Annotated in this window: 15 protein-coding genes; 1 reads left to right on the plus strand and 14 read right to left on the minus strand. The window is 37.0% G+C overall.

Translation table 11 applies throughout. The features are described 5' to 3' along the window. Positions 1 to 50: 50 nt before the first annotated feature. Entirely contained in the window at positions 51 to 2,255 is a 2,205-nt protein-coding gene (locus tag NMU02_RS07110; RefSeq protein WP_255026945.1) for a GH92 family glycosyl hydrolase, read from the minus strand. 166 nt (positions 2,256 to 2,421) lie between these two features. Continuing rightward, positions 2,422 to 3,819, minus strand: coding sequence for an MGH1-like glycoside hydrolase domain-containing protein (locus NMU02_RS07115; protein WP_255026948.1), 1,398 nt, complete (start codon positions 3,817 to 3,819; stop codon positions 2,422 to 2,424). A gap of 468 nt (positions 3,820 to 4,287) precedes the next feature. Here NMU02_RS07115 and NMU02_RS07120 point away from each other — a divergent pair, with 468 nt between their 5' ends. Beyond that, entirely contained in the window at positions 4,288 to 4,713 is a 426-nt protein-coding gene (locus tag NMU02_RS07120) for an RNA polymerase sigma factor (RefSeq protein WP_255026950.1), read from the plus strand. 161 nt (positions 4,714 to 4,874) lie between these two features. On the opposite strand, the gene NMU02_RS07125 is transcribed toward NMU02_RS07120, so the two are convergent. The 12 genes from NMU02_RS07125 to NMU02_RS07180 form a co-directional block, all read right to left on the minus strand. Next, positions 4,875 to 5,429: an NADH peroxidase gene (locus NMU02_RS07125; RefSeq protein WP_255026952.1), complete on the minus strand. Its 555-nt coding sequence runs from the start codon at positions 5,427 to 5,429 to the stop codon at positions 4,875 to 4,877. Between the two features lie 14 nt (positions 5,430 to 5,443). After that, positions 5,444 to 5,881: a Fur family transcriptional regulator gene (locus NMU02_RS07130; protein ID WP_255026953.1), complete on the minus strand. Its 438-nt coding sequence runs from the start codon at positions 5,879 to 5,881 to the stop codon at positions 5,444 to 5,446. 204 nt (positions 5,882 to 6,085) lie between these two features. After that, positions 6,086 to 7,240, minus strand: coding sequence for a diaminopimelate decarboxylase (gene lysA, locus NMU02_RS07135; protein WP_255026954.1), 1,155 nt, complete (start codon positions 7,238 to 7,240; stop codon positions 6,086 to 6,088). A gap of 82 nt (positions 7,241 to 7,322) precedes the next feature. After that, positions 7,323 to 8,642, minus strand: coding sequence for an aspartate kinase (locus NMU02_RS07140; protein ID WP_255026956.1), 1,320 nt, complete (start codon positions 8,640 to 8,642; stop codon positions 7,323 to 7,325). Positions 8,643 to 8,752: 110 nt separating this feature from the next. Then, the gene (locus NMU02_RS07145; RefSeq protein WP_255026957.1) at positions 8,753 to 9,439 is read right to left on the minus strand and encodes a cell division ATP-binding protein FtsE; all 687 of its coding nucleotides are present in this window, start codon (positions 9,437 to 9,439) and stop codon (positions 8,753 to 8,755) included. Positions 9,440 to 9,449: 10 nt separating this feature from the next. Then, positions 9,450 to 10,046: a bifunctional phosphoribosyl-AMP cyclohydrolase/phosphoribosyl-ATP diphosphatase HisIE gene (gene hisIE / locus NMU02_RS07150; protein WP_255026959.1), complete on the minus strand. Its 597-nt coding sequence runs from the start codon at positions 10,044 to 10,046 to the stop codon at positions 9,450 to 9,452. A gap of 9 nt (positions 10,047 to 10,055) precedes the next feature. Then, positions 10,056 to 10,811 (minus strand): imidazole glycerol phosphate synthase subunit HisF, encoded by a 756-nt coding sequence (hisF, locus tag NMU02_RS07155; protein ID WP_255026966.1) that lies wholly within the window; start codon positions 10,809 to 10,811, stop codon positions 10,056 to 10,058. A 12-nt stretch (positions 10,812 to 10,823) separates the two neighbouring features. After that, the gene (gene hisA, locus NMU02_RS07160; protein ID WP_255026967.1) at positions 10,824 to 11,543 is read right to left on the minus strand and encodes a 1-(5-phosphoribosyl)-5-[(5-phosphoribosylamino)methylideneamino]imidazole-4-carboxamide isomerase; all 720 of its coding nucleotides are present in this window, start codon (positions 11,541 to 11,543) and stop codon (positions 10,824 to 10,826) included. A 3-nt stretch (positions 11,544 to 11,546) separates the two neighbouring features. After that, positions 11,547 to 12,134, minus strand: coding sequence for an imidazole glycerol phosphate synthase subunit HisH (hisH, locus tag NMU02_RS07165; protein WP_255026968.1), 588 nt, complete (start codon positions 12,132 to 12,134; stop codon positions 11,547 to 11,549). Positions 12,135 to 12,397: 263 nt separating this feature from the next. Then, complete coding sequence (locus NMU02_RS07170; RefSeq protein WP_255026970.1) at positions 12,398 to 12,751, minus strand: arsenate reductase family protein; 354 nt, start codon at positions 12,749 to 12,751, stop codon at positions 12,398 to 12,400. A gap of 21 nt (positions 12,752 to 12,772) precedes the next feature. Beyond that, positions 12,773 to 13,729 carry a calcium/sodium antiporter gene (locus tag NMU02_RS07175; protein WP_255026972.1) on the minus strand — a complete coding sequence of 319 codons (957 nt, stop codon included), beginning with the start codon at positions 13,727 to 13,729 and terminating at the stop codon, positions 12,773 to 12,775. 73 nt (positions 13,730 to 13,802) lie between these two features. Next, positions 13,803 to 15,710, minus strand: coding sequence for an AMP-dependent synthetase/ligase (locus NMU02_RS07180; protein ID WP_255026973.1), 1,908 nt, complete (start codon positions 15,708 to 15,710; stop codon positions 13,803 to 13,805). Positions 15,711 to 15,793 lie beyond the last annotated feature (83 nt).

Here is a 15,793-nt window from a genome sequence, read left to right on the forward strand (position 1 = left end):
AAATATAAAAAACGGAAGAATTTAAATTCTTCCGTTTTTTATATTTTATATTAACTTTTATACCACACAGGACCGGGATGATCCCCCATTTCAAATTCAATGGTATCTCCGTGCATAATCTGCTCATGCGTAATATAACTCTTATCATACGGTTTACCATTTAATTTAACAGATTGGATATATATATTTTTTGCATCAACTTTAGGTGCTAAAACCGTAAATACTTTTCCATTTGCCACTCTCATTTTAATTTCTGGGAAAAGAGGTGTACCGATCTCATATTGTCCACTAACAGGATCAACAGGATAAAAGCCCATCGCACTGAATACGAACCATGCCGACATCTGTCCACAATCTTCATTCCCGCAAAGACCTGCAGGCGTATTTAAGTAAAGTTGGTGTAAAACTTCAGCTACATATTTTTGAGTTTTCCAGGGTTGCCCAATCTTATTATATAAATATATAACATGGTGACTCGGCTCGTTTCCATGTGCATATTGTCCTATCATTCCTGTACTGAAAATAGGCAGGTCGTCTTTTGCATCGGGAGCATAAGTAAACATACTGTCGAGCTTTTGGGCAAACCGATCCTTGCTTCCTAATAAACCGATAAGCCCGTCTATATCCTGAGGTACATACCAGAAGTACTGCCATCCGTTACTTTCAGTAATATGTGCAGAATAATCTTTCGCGTCGAATTCCGGGATAAATTTCCCTTTGTCATCTTTAGGTTGTATAAATGATGTAGCCGGATTATATAAATTACGGTATGACTGGGATCTCTTATAATATCTATCGGCAATTTCTTTCTTGCCCATCTTTTCAGCCATTTTGGCGATACAGTAATCATCATAAGCATATTCAAGTGTCTTAGAGAGCGATTCGCTTTCGAGATTATAAGGGATATATCCGTATTTTTTATACAAACCTATTCCTCGGTAATCGTTGCGATCAGAAGAAGCGATACAGGCTTGTAATGCCTTTTCAGAATCGAAATCTCCAATGCCTTTAAGATATGCATCCACAATAACAGGTACTGCATGATAACCGATCATCATGTCGGTCTCATTTCCATATAAATTCCAAAGAGGTAAACTACCGTACTGATCGTAAAATGCAAGAAAGGATTTTACCATATCGTTGGTCTTTTCTGGTTCGGTATAGGTAAACAACGGGTGCGATGCCCGATATGTATCCCATAAAGAGAATGTCGAATAATTCACCCATCCGTCGGTTTTATGAATTTGTTTGTCGGGTCCGAAATAAGAACCGTCTACATCACTGTATATCGTAGGAGCTATCATCGTATGATATAAAGCAGTATAAAATTTCGTCCTATCATCGACACTTCCTCCTTTAACTTCGATAACAGACAATTGCTTATTCCAATCTGTAACAACCTGGTCATGATATAAGTCGAAATCGTTCTTTGGAGCTTCAACATTCAGATTTTTTGAAGCACCTTCTATACTTACCCCCGAAATCCCGGTAAACACGACAATTTGTTCCCGATCCTTCGTATCGAAATCAAAACGGGCAATATACGCTGTACCGATATGTTTACCATTTTCCACTATACTTGTAGTATCCAAACTATAATCGACAAACGGTTTTGAAAAACGGGTCTCAAAATATACTCTCTGGTCTGGAGACCATCCTCGTGAAAAACGATATCCCCGGATAGTAACCGAATCGATTACCTCGACATATGAATCGAGTGTAAAATCCCAGTTCATTGCTTTTTTCAGATTCAGAAATACCACAGCTTCCGCTTCAGGAAAAGTATATCGTTGTATACCGCAACGTTCGGTTGCGGTAAGTTCAACATTTATACCATAATCTTTGAGAAAGACACGATAATAGCCGGCCGAAGCTTTTTCATCTTCATGGGAAAAAGATGAATAAATACCCAAAGGAGCGGGCGCTTCTTTATAAGGCTTGGTCACAGGCATAAAAGATATATCATATAAATCTCCGGCACCGGTTCCCGATAAATGAGTATGACTGAATCCCGCTATTGTAGAATCGGGATAAAAATACCCGGATATACGATCCCAACCGGGAAGACCGTTATCGGGGCTCAACTGGACCATTCCGAATGGAGCCTGGGCTCCCGGATAAGTATTGCCCGTAAAATCGGTACCTATCATGGGATTCACATACTGGACAAAGTTATTACTATTTTCTGATTTTTTTAATGGATTACAAGCTATGAGAATCGAAAATGTCATAGCGCCCAAAGTGATGTACTTCATATTTATCTATCTTGTTTAGGATATGTGTACAAACATAATCAAAAAATCCCATAGGTTAAAATATCCGTTTAAAAACCCCTGACATATCCATACATTACCATTAAAGGCTTTATTCCCCGCATTGGGAATAAAGCCTTTAATAAATATAAAAATATAATATTATTTATCAGAACTCATAAGTCACTGTAACCGGCTTTGATATATCTGCAGGAATAAATGCCTTTTTCATTTTTTTACCGTTTACATAAACACCCTTAGGTTTATCGCCACAACCATTAAAAATAACAGAAATAGTATTGTTACGATAAGGAATCCCTGTAAGCTCTTTAAATCCTATCTGATTTAGCAAATCGAATGCAGGAGAAATACCTAATCCTTCTTCGGAAAAACTCATCCCCAGCAAATCGTTGAAAACCATACGAAGATATCCGGTAGCCGACCAGGTCTGCTCACGACACGAAGGCCAATGTCTGCCTACCTGCCAACCGCCATCCGGGTTACCCGTCACAGGATTGTATATTTCCCAAAATGAATGTTTACTTTTTATCATAGCTAATTCGGTGAGGCTAACAAATTCTTTCATAAAACCTTCCGACTTTCCGCTCTTAAAACAAGCATCCGCCCAAAATGCGTTTACAAAAGGCCATACTAAATTATTATGCCGTCCCGGTTTCTCTGTCGAATATCTTTTGAAATCGGGATATACAGAAGGTATACCGTAATTGCTTATATGAGCCTTTTCGATAATCGATCTGGCTTCCTTTTTTGAAACGACTCCCGACAATATAGCAAAAGACAGCCCAAGTCCTTCCTGAAAATGATGTACATTTCCATCGGCATCTATCAAATAATTCAGTTTATTATTCTTTTTGTCATACAAATATTTGCGTATATTATCTTTCAATGCTGCCGCTTTCTTTTTATAAATTTTTTCTGCAGATTCATTCCCCAATAATTCAGCCATATCGGCCAACCTCAAGTAAGCTTCATAATATATACAATTCGTACTCAAACATTTTATCTTTTTAGCCGCAGGAAAATCGAGTACATAAGAAGAGTTATTTTTCGGATCGAAAATAGGCTCTTCATAACCGGCAATCCCATCATTAAAAACCGACGGTCCTGTAAATAGGCCATAAATCGAATCGAAAGCCTTGTTTTCAAGCTCATCCATCGTATTAGCGGAACATATAAAAGCCTCTTTCAGAAATTCTTTGTCTCCATTAATCAAATAATGATTATATGCTGCCGGCACCCAAATAATCTGATCCCAATACTGATGACCTATCTTCGAACGATTATCACGAGTAACGCTCCACATTGAATATTCGGCTGCTACCGGCCGTAAAAGACTACAGGCATTCCATGAATTGATAGATATATCCCGAGTCCACTCTCCACCATAATCAGCCCCCGCCTCTATCAAATTCGATTCGGTATTATCGTCAATCGTTTTCACAGCTACAGCAAAAGCCCCATCGATCAAAGGAGTTTCAGTTTTTATTTGCTGCGCCCATCCCAAGCCGGGGATAAGTACACAGGACAAAAAAATAATTTTTTTCATATTCATTTTATCACACTTTAAAATATTCTTAGATTCTAATCAAATTAATCAGATACGGCAGATCGCATCTATTTCTTTATCATGTAAACTGGTTGTCAAAGTTAATACATTAATAAGAATAAGCCAATATAATATTATGATATAAAAAAACATTCATGAAAAAAGTAGTCGAAATCAACAATACATATTAAAAAAATAGGACAAAATTCGACTATTTTACCTGTATTTTAGTCTGATTCGGACATTTTATCATTAACCTTTAAATATGGGAAAATTTATTGTGAGGGATGCGATATTTATACTACATTTGTAATGTCTCACTTACTTAAGAAGCATATTAATCGCTGTATGCGAGCAAGAGGTATTATAAGCCTCCGCTGTGCACACAACGATTGTGTGTTTTAAAAAGTAAGTGAGACGACTTTATTCAGCGGAGGCTTTTTTTATTATATAATTTGCAAAAATAAAATGAACCTTCTTAATATCAATAGCAATCTGGTCGATTTACATAAACCGCTAATGCATTTTGCTTATTTTCTAACTTCAAATAAAGAAGATGCAGAAGATTTATTTCAAGATACAATAGTTAAAACAATTGAGAACAAAGAAAAGTTCAGAGAAAACACAAATTTCAAAGCTTGGATTTTCACTATTATGAAAAATATCTTTATAAACGACTATCGAAAACATAAAAACAGAATAACAATAGAAATAAACGAAGAAGCAACAGACTTTATTTCAGAAGGTACCTTTGATGAACTATACGATTATAAACTGATGAATACCATGATCTCGAAACTAGATAAACAAAGCCGATTACTTTTTGGCATGTATATTTCCCAGTATAAATACGAAGAAATCGCAGAAGAAATGAATATTCCTATAGGAACGTAAAGAGTAAAATTCATTATATACGACTCGATCTAAAAAAATCTTTAAACGAACGTTCGATTCCAAAAGGAAAAAATAACGTCCGAAACCACATATAAAAAAAGATGTCCGATATGTAATTACATATCGGACATAAAGCATATTTAACCTATTACCTTAAAAAATTATTTCTTGAAAAAGCGATTATAGAGTCCCTCGAAAGCTTTTCCATGACGAGCTTCGTCTTTACACATTTCGTGTACTGTATCATGGATAGCATCGAGGCCCAATTCTTTTGCACGAGTTGCAATGCGTTTCTTATCTTCACAAGCCCCACTTTCAGCATCCATACGTGCCTTCAAATTCGTTTTGGTATCCCATACTACTTCACCCAGCAATTCAGCAAATTTAGCGGCATGTTCGGCTTCCTCCCAAGCAATACGTTTATATGCTTCTGCCACTTCAGGATACCCTTCACGATCGGCCTGACGACTCATAGCAAGATACATTCCAACTTCGGTACACTCCCCGTTAAAATGAGCTTTTAGTCCTTCCAAAACTTCAGCATCCACTCCCTTAGCAACGCCTATGCGATGTTCGTCTGCAAAAGTCAATGCACCTTCCGTCTCAACAACTTCCTTAAATTTACTTTTAGGCTGTTTACACTGAGGACAAAAATCAGGAGCTTCTTCTCCTTCATGAACATAACCACATACGGTACAAATAAACTTCTTTTTCATAATAATACTTCTAATTAAGTTTTTGATATATTATCCGGGGCAAGCCCCAAACATTTTTTACAATATCCTTTATAATAAATTTGAATATCCTCTATTTTAAAATCGATCGGATGCATTAAATCTACCAAAGCTCCCTTATTAAGAAGTATATCGTAGATTTCTCCACAAGTAATACATCTAAAATGCGCATGAGGTGTTATATCCGCATCATAGCGTATATTTCTCTCATCAATAGTAAGCATTTGAGCTGCACCATTTTCTACAAATAATTTTAGTGTATTATAAACAGTCGTTTTCGATAAAGTCGGGATAGCAGAATATAAATCGTTAAAAATCGTATCAACAGAAGGATGCGTCGCATGGTTCATCAAATATTCCATAATGGCTATTCTCTGTAACGATGGTTTTATCTGATGATGTATTAAATGTTCTGCAACTTGTCTTTGATACATAATTGTAATTATTACAATTTTAAATTTGATACAAAAATAATAATTTTCGAATTATCGAGCAAAAAAACATTGTAAATTTAACACATATTTTAAGATAATATTAAGTTGTAGATATTCATAAAATTTCTATATATCAAAAACATAAAATTAAAAAAAAGCGTTTTCAATACTGAAAACGCCTGATTTATTATACAATTCTATATTTTAAATATCATCGGAATACCTTACTTTCGGCAATTCACGACAATTATATCTCGATGCCATAATTTCACCATAAGCACCAGCCGAACGTAAAGCTATAAGATCACCTCGCTTTGTTTCATTCAAAGAAACACATTTGCCGAAACAATCGCTCGACTCGCAAATAGGGCCTACTACATCATATTCCCTAACCGGACCTTCAGAAGAAAGATTTTCAATTTTATGATAAGCCTGATATAAAGCCGGGCGTATAAGATCGGTCATCCCCGCATCAACAATAACAAATTTTTTATTTACTCCTTCTTTTACATACAACACCTTGGTCATAAGACTCCCGCATTGACATACCAAAGAACGGCCCAATTCAAAATGAAGCTGCTGTTTAGGTCTTAACTTAAGATGACGATAAAATACTTCGAAATAGCTTTTAAATTCTGGAATCGGTTGGCGATCAGGGTTTTCGTAATCAACTCCTAAACCACCTCCTACATTGATTATATCTACGATAATATGGCGACGATATAGTGTCTCTTGTATTTCGTTTATACGCACACAAAGGCTTTTAAAAGCATCCATATCGGTAATTTGCGAACCTATATGAAAATGCAATCCCACCAATTTTACATTTTTCAATCCGGATAAATGATCGAGAACACCTTCGAGATGAATCAGATTAATGCCGAATTTATTTTCATTTAATCCCGTAGTAATATAATGGTGAGTATGAGCATCTACATTCGGATTGAGTCGAAGCGCAACCGGTGCAATTTTATTCTTTATAGAAGCTCTCTCATTAATTACGTTCAATTCAGGAATCGATTCAACATTAAAGCAAAAAATATCGGTATCAAGTCCTAAATCAATTTCCCAATCCGATTTTCCGACCCCGGCATAAACAATTTTGTCGGCTGAGAAACCCGCTTTCAACGCAGCTTTTATTTCTCCTCCGCTTACACAATCGGCCCCTATACCATTCTCACAAATCACCGATAAAATACGTGAATTAGCATTGGCTTTTACAGCATAATGCACATGATAATTATATTTTCCCGCCTCATGAGTCACAACACCGAGAGTTTCCCTCAATAAGGGTATATTATAATAATAAAACGGAGTCTCGATATTCTCTAATGCAGTTACAGGGAAATTTCCTTTCATCGCTTCAATTTTTTGGGTTTATTCGATCATATATTAGAAAAAAACACGAACTGAAAATTCAGCCCGTGTCTTCTCATTATTATCATTTATTATTAAAAAGCGAATCGCTCAATGATTGTAGGGCAGCTTTCTTATCTTCCGCCTTTATAAGGAACGATATATTATAATTGCTTCCACCATAAGAAACCATTCGTACCGGAATTTTTCTCATCGCCTCCATCGCATTCGATTCAAACCCGATGTTATTCCACTCAAGATCGCCGACAACGCAGATAATTACCATATCTTTATCCACCGTAACGGTCCCGAATTTTTTCAAATCATCGAGAATTTCAGTCAAATGCTTCGTATTATCGATAGTTACCGATACTCCTACTTCAGATGTCGTCACCATATCGATGGCTGTCTGATAACTTTCAAATATTTCGAATACCTTACGGAGGAAACCGTATGCCAGCAACATCCGGCTCGATTTTATTTTTATAGCCGTAATACCGTCTTTGGCAGCAACCGCTTTTATTTTTCCCCTTTCTGAATTATTATAAATCAGTGTTCCGGGAGCGTCGGGCTCCATTGTATTCAGTAATCTTACAGGTATATTTCCCAGTTTAGCCGGCAATATACAAGTAGGATGCAATATTTTCGCACCGAAATAAGCCAGTTCAGCAGCTTCTTCGAAATGCAATTGCCGTATAGGTGATGTATGTTCAACATAGCGGGGATCGTTATTGTGCATACCATCGATATCTGTCCATATCTGTATTTCTTCAGCATTTATAGCCGCTCCTACGAGAGATGCAGAATAATCGCTTCCGCCACGCTGTAAATTATCCACTTCTCCGTATGCATTGCGGCAAATATAACCTTGTGTGATATAAATATCTACGTTCTTATTCGCTTCCAGCATATCACTCAGTTTATTTTTTACATAAACAGGATCAGGTTCCGCGTTTTTATCGGTTCGCATATATTCGAGGGCCGGTAACAACACCGATTTCACCCCTTGCTCTTTCAAATAGAGATCCATCATAGCAGTAGACATAAGTTCTCCCTGCGCAAGAACCACCTTTTCCTCAAACATCGTGAAAAGGTCTTTTGTAAACGTACGTATATAATCGAAATGAGACTTTATAATTTCAGCAGCTTGCTTTTTATAACTGTCGGCCGTATACAGTTCGTCAATTACCCCCATATATTTTTTCTCGAGGGCATTGATTACTTCATTGGCACCTACCGGATTTTTTTTGTATAAATAATCCGATATCTCAACGAGTGTGTTGGTCGTACCCGACATTGCAGAAAGCACTACGATTTTACGCTCACCATCGCAGATCAGTTTAGCAACATCTTTAATTCGTTGAGCCGAACCTACAGACGTTCCACCAAATTTTAAAACTTTCATTTCCGTTTTAATTAATTATTACTGTTGTTGTTACGTTCTAAATTACAAAAGGCAATTGCCCATAATGGGCACAAAGTTACATTTTTTCTACCGAATAACCAATCTTGTTTTTACTCTTTTACATCGCTAACCTCAACGAAACGCTTATTCTCACATTTAAGAATACGTCCGGGAAACTCCTCTACCAAGTGATGATTATGAGTCGTCATAATTACAGCCGTATCCTTACGACATATATCATGCAAAAGCGAAACAATCTGTTTCCCAGTTTGCGGATCAAGATTTCCGGTAGGCTCATCGGCCATAATTATTTTAGGAGAATTTAATAGTGCTCTGGCGATTACAATGCGTTGCTGCTCACCACCCGACAGTTCGTGAGGCATTTTATACGCCTTATTCTGCATACCGACTTGCACCAGTACTTCTTCGACGCGCTCTGCTATCTCTGCTTTATTTTTCCAACCGGTAGCTTTTAGAACAAACGACAAATTATCATTCACGGAGCGGTCGGTAAGTAATTGGAAATCCTGAAATACGATGCCTATCTGACGGCGAAGCATGGGAACATCTTTACGGCGTAAAGCGTTCATATCGTATCCTAATACCGATGCCTCCCCACCCGAAACCGGTATCTCGGCATACATCGTCTTCAGAAGGCTACTTTTCCCAGTCCCCACACGACCTATAAAATAGACAAACTCACCGGTATATAATTTAAAATCCACATCTTTAAGGATAATAAGTTCCTGCCGGCAAATTTCTACTTTATCATACTGCACCAATAGTTTCTGTTCCATCTGAAGTTTTTTATTCTTTATGTCTTTTTTTCAGTTCACAGGCAAGATCTTCGAGCCGGTAACCTTTAGAAGTAAGCAATACGATAAGATGATAAATAAGATCGGATGCCTCGTATATCAACCGGTCATCGGTCCCGTTTGTAGCTTCAATAACCGTTTCTACAGCTTCTTCGCCTACCTTTTGTGCCATACGGTTAATACCTTTTTTAAAAAGAGATGTCGTATAAGATCCTTCCGGCATTTCTTTTTTACGCCGGTCGATAAAATCCTGTAAATACTTAAGGAACATTATATCTTCTGTATTAGATTCTCCGAAACAAGTATCGCTGCCGGTGTGACATACCGGACCGACCGGACGCACTTTAATCAGAAGCGTATCCTTATCGCAATCTTCGGTTATAGAATCTACCATAAGAAAATTACCGCTTACCTCACCTTTTGTCCACAAGCGATTTTTCGTGCGGCTAAAGAAAGTAACTTTCCCCAATTCTTTTGTTTTTTGCAAGGCTTCAGCATTCATAAAACCTAACATAAGTACTTTAGAAGTAAAACTGTCCTGTATAATAGCCGGCACCAAACCGCCCATCTTTTCAAAATCTATATTCATTTTATCCTTTTATTTTCGTACACAAATATTTTCTTTATCCAAATAATCTTTTAATTCTCCGATAGGTATTTCTCCAAAATGAAAAACACTGGCGGCCAAAGCAGCATCGGCTTTTCCAATAATAAAAGCATCTCTGAAATGTTCTTTTTTACCAGCACCTCCCGATGCGATAACAGGTATTTGTAATAATTCGTTCAATCGGGCCAACGCCTCATTTGCATAGCCTTCTTTTACCCCGTCATGTGTCATACTGGTAAAGAGTATCTCACCGGCTCCCCTATTCTGAGCTTCCAATGCCCATTCGAACATATCCTTGCCAGTAGGTACCCTGCCACCATTGAGATAACATTTCCATAATCCGCTTTCAAAGTTAGCATCAATAGCGACAACACAAACCTGATTCCCAAAATTTTTCGCAATTTCGTCAATCAACTCCGGACGTCTTAAAACGGAAGAATTAACCGAAACTTTATCGGCTCCGGCATTTAATAAACGATCGACATCCGATAATTCATTTATTCCACCACCAACAGTAAACGGTATACTTACTTTTGCGGCGACTTTTCTCACTAACTCCGTAAATGTTTTTCGTCCTTCAAAAGACGCTGTTATATCGAGATAAACCAGTTCGTCGGCACCTTGCTCACTATATGCACGCCCCAGTTCTACCGGATCTCCGGCATCCCTGAAATTGACAAAGTTCACTCCTTTTACTGTTTTACCATCTTTTACATCGAGGCAAGGTATAATTCTTTTAGCTAACATATAATTCTCTTTTTATAAAAAACGGCGTAAATCTTTTAAATCGATACATCCTTCATAAATAGCTCTACCAAAGATTACCGATTGTATGCCGTTCTCCTGTAATATTTCTATATCAGACACAGAACTCACGCCTCCACTGGCAATAAGATATAAGCCCTCTAACGATACAAGCATTTCTCGATAAAGATCGAGTGAAGGCCCTTGTAACATACCGTCTCTACTTATATCGGTAGTAATTACCTTTGTAATTCCGGCCTTAAGGTATTCGGATACAAAAGGGAATAATTCATATTCAGACGATTCCTGCCACCCCGAAACCGCAATTTTTTTATCTTTTACATCGGCCCCTAATATTATACGGTCAGGGCCATATTTATCGATCCACGACATAAATATCTCCCTGCTTTTAACAGCAATACTGCCTCCTGTTACCATTGTGGCCCCACTTTCGAATGCAATTTTTACATCCTCATCGGTTTTAAGTCCTCCGCCAAAATCGATCGTAAGCGACGTTTTTGCAGCAATACGTTCCAAAACTTTATAATTTACAATATGACTGGCTTTAGCACCATCAAGATCGACAACATGCAAACGAGTTATCCCATTATCTTCAAATGTTTTGGCAACCTCTAACGGATCTTCATTATAGATCGTTTTACGGTCATAATCTCCTTGTACGAGCCGTACACATTTACCGCCGATAATATCTATAGCCGGTACGATCTCTATCATAAATTATAAATTTAAAAAATGAGTAAATATTTTTTCTCCCGCACTACCGCTCTTTTCGATATGAAATTGAGTCGCATAGAAATTATCTTTGTGCAATGCCGCACTGAAAGGCAAAATATACTCAGTTTTCGCCGACGTATATTCACATAAAGGGACATAATAACTATGCACAAAATATACAAATTCATTTTCAAGACCAGACGGAAACATCCTTGTATCGACTCTGGTTATCGTATTCCATCCCATATGTGGAATTTTTTCTCCCGATACAGGTTTAAACCGTTTTACATCAATATCGAAAATTCCGAGTCCATCGACATCCCCTTCTTCAGAATGCCTGCACATAAGTTGCAAACCGATGCAAATACCCAAAACCGGTTGTTTTAACGATTTTATCAACCGATCTAACCCTGTTTCTCTCAAATAGGCCATAGTCGAGGCAGCCTCACCTACACCGGGAAAAATTATTTTATCGGCCGAACGCAATATTTTCTCATCATCGGTAATTACAGCTTCTACTCCGACTCGTTTTAGCGCACAATCTACCGAATAGATATTTCCGGCATTATATTTTATTATCGCAACCTGCATTTTGTTAGTTATTACTTTAATAAAGAATGGCAAATAATTAAATAAATACAAGATTTTTTTACCATTTTCATCTAAAAAAATCCATTGTGACGATTACTGCCGATAAAAACTCCGAATACCATTTTTATAAAAAGACTTTCGGAACGACTGTATCTTCCTGTTTTTGCGAAGCAAATATAACAAAATAAAAGTAAATATTACCCTTATTATCGATCTTGTTCAGTGTTTTATAAAATTCTTGTACTTTATGATATCAAACATTCTTATTTCAAACATTCCCAGTCTGTCGGTTTAAAGCCGACCAATACTTTGTTATCCCCCACAATTAACGGTCTTTTAATTAGTTTCCCATTTGAAGATAGTAAACGTATTTGTTCCTCTTCGGACATCGAAGATAATTTATCTTTCAAATTTAGTTCTTTATATACCTGACCGCTCGTATTAAAAAAACTCTTAACCGGTAAGCCACTGCTTTTAATCCATTTTTTAAGTTCCTCATACGTCGGATTTTGTTCGGTTATATGACGTTTCTTATAAAGTACATTTCGTTCATCGAGCCATTTACCAGCTTTACGACAGGTATCACATGTGGGATACTGCAAAAAAAGATATTCCATAATTATATTTTTACAAAAAAACTAACGCATTATCAGCCATATTATATAAGCTACATACAAAAGTAAAAAAACAATTCCTTCTATACGGTCAGCCGCCCGCTTTTTAAATGTGTAAGCCGTTAAAAAAATCAACAACGAACTTATTGTAAGTACTACCATATCGGCAGGGAGTATATTCCCTAATTTCAAAGGATGAATAGATGCACTTAAACCAAGTATTAGAAAAATATTAGAGATATTAGATCCGATTACATTGCCCAGCGCCATCTGAGGCTTACCTTTTAAAGCAGATACTACACATGCCGCTAATTCGGGCAAGGATGTCCCTCCGGCCATAAGAGTAATAGCAATAACAGATTCGCTGATTCCTATAGAACGAGCAAGAGATATCCCGCTATCAAGAAACAATTTTCCACCATAAATCAAACCGACTAAACCCAACCCGATCATTAATAGCATCAACCATATACTTTTAGAAACCGTATTTTCTTTAGAGGTTTCGGGAGAAACTCCATTCTTGGCTGAAAACAAAGTATAAACCATAAATACAATCCAGAAAAAAAGCATCAATATTCCTTCTCCCCGGCTAATCACACCTTCAGTACTATCTTTTAAATAAACATCAGAAACCACAACCAATAGAATAAACGAAGCCAATAAAGCAAAAGGAATATCTTTTCGAATATTGTCAGCAGTAAAAGGAACCGGGATAATTATTGCCGTAATGCCTATAATAACAAGAGTATTGAACATATTAGAGCCTAAGATATTCCCCACGGCTACATCTCCGTTTCCCTGCACTGCAGATATAACACTTACAACCAGTTCGGGAGCAGATGTACCTATTGCTACGATAGTAAGACCAATAACAAATTCAGATAAACCGAAACGTTTGGCCAATGCAGCCGACCAGTCTGTAAGCATATTTGCCCCTAAAAGAACCAGGCCTAAACCTGCAATCAACAATACTATATCCATTATTACAATCGATTATAATCCTTATTTTAACAAATACAGGCATCTATTGGTTTAATACCACAGAGCTGCTTCTTCAATAATTATATAACGACCTGTAATTAGCTTCATTGCGAGGATTTTTACCTTCTGCCGTATACAAAAAATCAATTCGATCACGATATGACTTCTCTATCTTTCCCCGTACCATTTTCATCGTGCTGTTAATCATTTGGTTTTGTTCACTAAATGGTTCTGGTAATACGGCAAAAGCAGCTGGTAGCCATCTTCCCGGGAATAACGCACTGTAAGGGCCTCCCGCTTTAAAACGATTTATCTGAGTTTCGATAATACGTATCGCTTCTGAAGCAGCTTCAGGAGTACCCTGTTTAACTTTGTGTGTTACCCATTTTTTTCTTAACATTTCCCGGTTCGGCACGATAAGAGCCACTGTATAAGCATTCTGATTATTATACAACATAACCTGACTAATACAGGATGAATGTTCTACAATGGCTTCCTCGATACCTTCAGGACTATACTTTTCTCCATCATTTCCAATAAGCAAACTTTTGAAACGGCCTAAAACATATAATAATCCGTCGGTACCTATATAACCCAAATCACCAGTATATAACCAACCGTTTTTTACAGTAGAAGCCGTGGCCTCCGCATTTTTCCAGTATCCGGCCATAACATTTTCACCTTTTACTACAATTTCTCCTTTTTCTCCCGGAGGCAGCATTTTTCCGTCAGAATCACATATTTTAATATCTAATGGTTTCACTAACACACCACTGGAACCAAATGTATGACGACGAGGCCCGTTAGAAGAAATAATAGGTGTCGCCTCACTCAACCCATATCCCTGATACATAGGAATACCTATCGCATAATAAAACTTTTGGAGATCTCTATCGAGTAACGCCCCACCCCCTATAAAAAAACGTAATTCTCCTCCGAAATTTTCACGAATTTTAGAAAATAATATTTTATCGAAAAGTGAAACCAATGGTTTTAAAAATATACGGGCACCCTTCCCTTTATTATCCCCTTCGGCATTATATACTTCGGAAACCTTTATCCCCGCCTTAAATAATTTATATGCAAATTTCCCCTGAGAACGGATACCATTCTCGATATTTTTTTTGAAATTTTTAGCTAAAGCCGGCACGCTCAGTATCAAATAAGGTTTTACTTCTTTAATATTTACCGGTATATTTTTTAATGTATCGAGAGGTGTACGTCCATTCTGTACAGTTGCTACAGACGCTCCCTGAGACATAAAAATATAAAAACCGACGACATGTGCAAAACAATGGTCGAGTGGTAAAATAATTAACGTACGCCAATTCTCATCTATATCGACTAAGGTCAAGGCTTGTTCTACATTTGCAGTATAATTACGATGTGTGAGTATAACACCTTTCGGATCGGCAGTCGTTCCCGAGGTATAAGTAATTGTCGCGTAATCTTCATTCTTAATACTTTTGCTTATGCTTAGAAATTCATCCTGCGTATGCGCACTCAGAAATTCGTTTCCCATACACATTATTTCAGAAAGTGAAACCTCTTTTTCTTCATAATGATCAATTTCATCAAATATAATTACTTTTTCAACATCCGGTAAATCTTTCACAATCGCCCTTATTTTCTTTATTTGTGTTCCGGATGTCATGATAAACTTTGTATCCGAATGTTTCAATCTAAACAATAAATCATTATTTTCTTCGAGCTTTACCGAAAGAGGGACATTTACCGCTCCAGCATAAAACATAGCCAATTCTCCGATAATCCACATATTGCGACCCTCGGATAATAATGCCATATTATCTCCTTTTTTTACACCGAGTGCCTGAAGACCCGCCCCTAAGACATAAACTTTTTCCTTTACCTGAGAGTAAGTAGTAGGTTCGAACCGATCAGCTGTTTTTTCGAGTAAAAATATATTATTCGCATATTTATTTACCGATTCTTCAAATAAATCTATGATAGTTTTTTTCATCTATGTCGTCGAATTAATTTGTTGCAAAAATAAAGATAAGTTACATAAAAGATAGTACATTACCCTATAAAAAGGTATATTTG

The sequence above is a fragment of the Coprobacter tertius genome (assembly GCF_024330105.1).
GTDB lineage: Bacteria > Bacteroidota > Bacteroidia > Bacteroidales > Coprobacteraceae > Coprobacter > Coprobacter tertius.

Excerpts from the sequence above, each read along its gene's own strand:
- hisH (WP_255026968.1), bottom strand. The coding sequence starts at position 12,134 with ATGCAGGTTGCGATAATAAAATATAATGCCGGAAATATCTATTCGGTA.
- NMU02_RS07170 (WP_255026970.1), bottom strand. The coding sequence starts at position 12,751 with ATGGAATATCTTTTTTTGCAGTATCCCACATGTGATACCTGTCGTAAA.
- NMU02_RS07125 (WP_255026952.1), bottom strand. The coding sequence starts at position 5,429 with ATGAAAAAGAAGTTTATTTGTACCGTATGTGGTTATGTTCATGAAGGA.
- hisIE (WP_255026959.1), bottom strand. The coding sequence starts at position 10,046 with ATGAATATAGATTTTGAAAAGATGGGCGGTTTGGTGCCGGCTATTATA.
- NMU02_RS07130 (WP_255026953.1), bottom strand. The coding sequence starts at position 5,881 with ATGTATCAAAGACAAGTTGCAGAACATTTAATACATCATCAGATAAAA.
- NMU02_RS07180 (WP_255026973.1), bottom strand. The coding sequence starts at position 15,710 with ATGAAAAAAACTATCATAGATTTATTTGAAGAATCGGTAAATAAATAT.
- NMU02_RS07120 (WP_255026950.1), top strand. The coding sequence starts at position 4,288 with ATGAACCTTCTTAATATCAATAGCAATCTGGTCGATTTACATAAACCG.
- NMU02_RS07115 (WP_255026948.1), bottom strand. The coding sequence starts at position 3,819 with ATGAAAAAAATTATTTTTTTGTCCTGTGTACTTATCCCCGGCTTGGGA.
- NMU02_RS07140 (WP_255026956.1), bottom strand. The coding sequence starts at position 8,642 with ATGAAAGTTTTAAAATTTGGTGGAACGTCTGTAGGTTCGGCTCAACGA.
- lysA (WP_255026954.1), bottom strand. The coding sequence starts at position 7,240 with ATGAAAGGAAATTTCCCTGTAACTGCATTAGAGAATATCGAGACTCCG.
- hisF (WP_255026966.1), bottom strand. The coding sequence starts at position 10,811 with ATGTTAGCTAAAAGAATTATACCTTGCCTCGATGTAAAAGATGGTAAA.
- NMU02_RS07175 (WP_255026972.1), bottom strand. The coding sequence starts at position 13,729 with ATGGATATAGTATTGTTGATTGCAGGTTTAGGCCTGGTTCTTTTAGGG.
- NMU02_RS07110 (WP_255026945.1), bottom strand. The coding sequence starts at position 2,255 with ATGAAGTACATCACTTTGGGCGCTATGACATTTTCGATTCTCATAGCT.
- NMU02_RS07145 (WP_255026957.1), bottom strand. The coding sequence starts at position 9,439 with ATGGAACAGAAACTATTGGTGCAGTATGATAAAGTAGAAATTTGCCGG.
- hisA (WP_255026967.1), bottom strand. The coding sequence starts at position 11,543 with ATGATAGAGATCGTACCGGCTATAGATATTATCGGCGGTAAATGTGTA.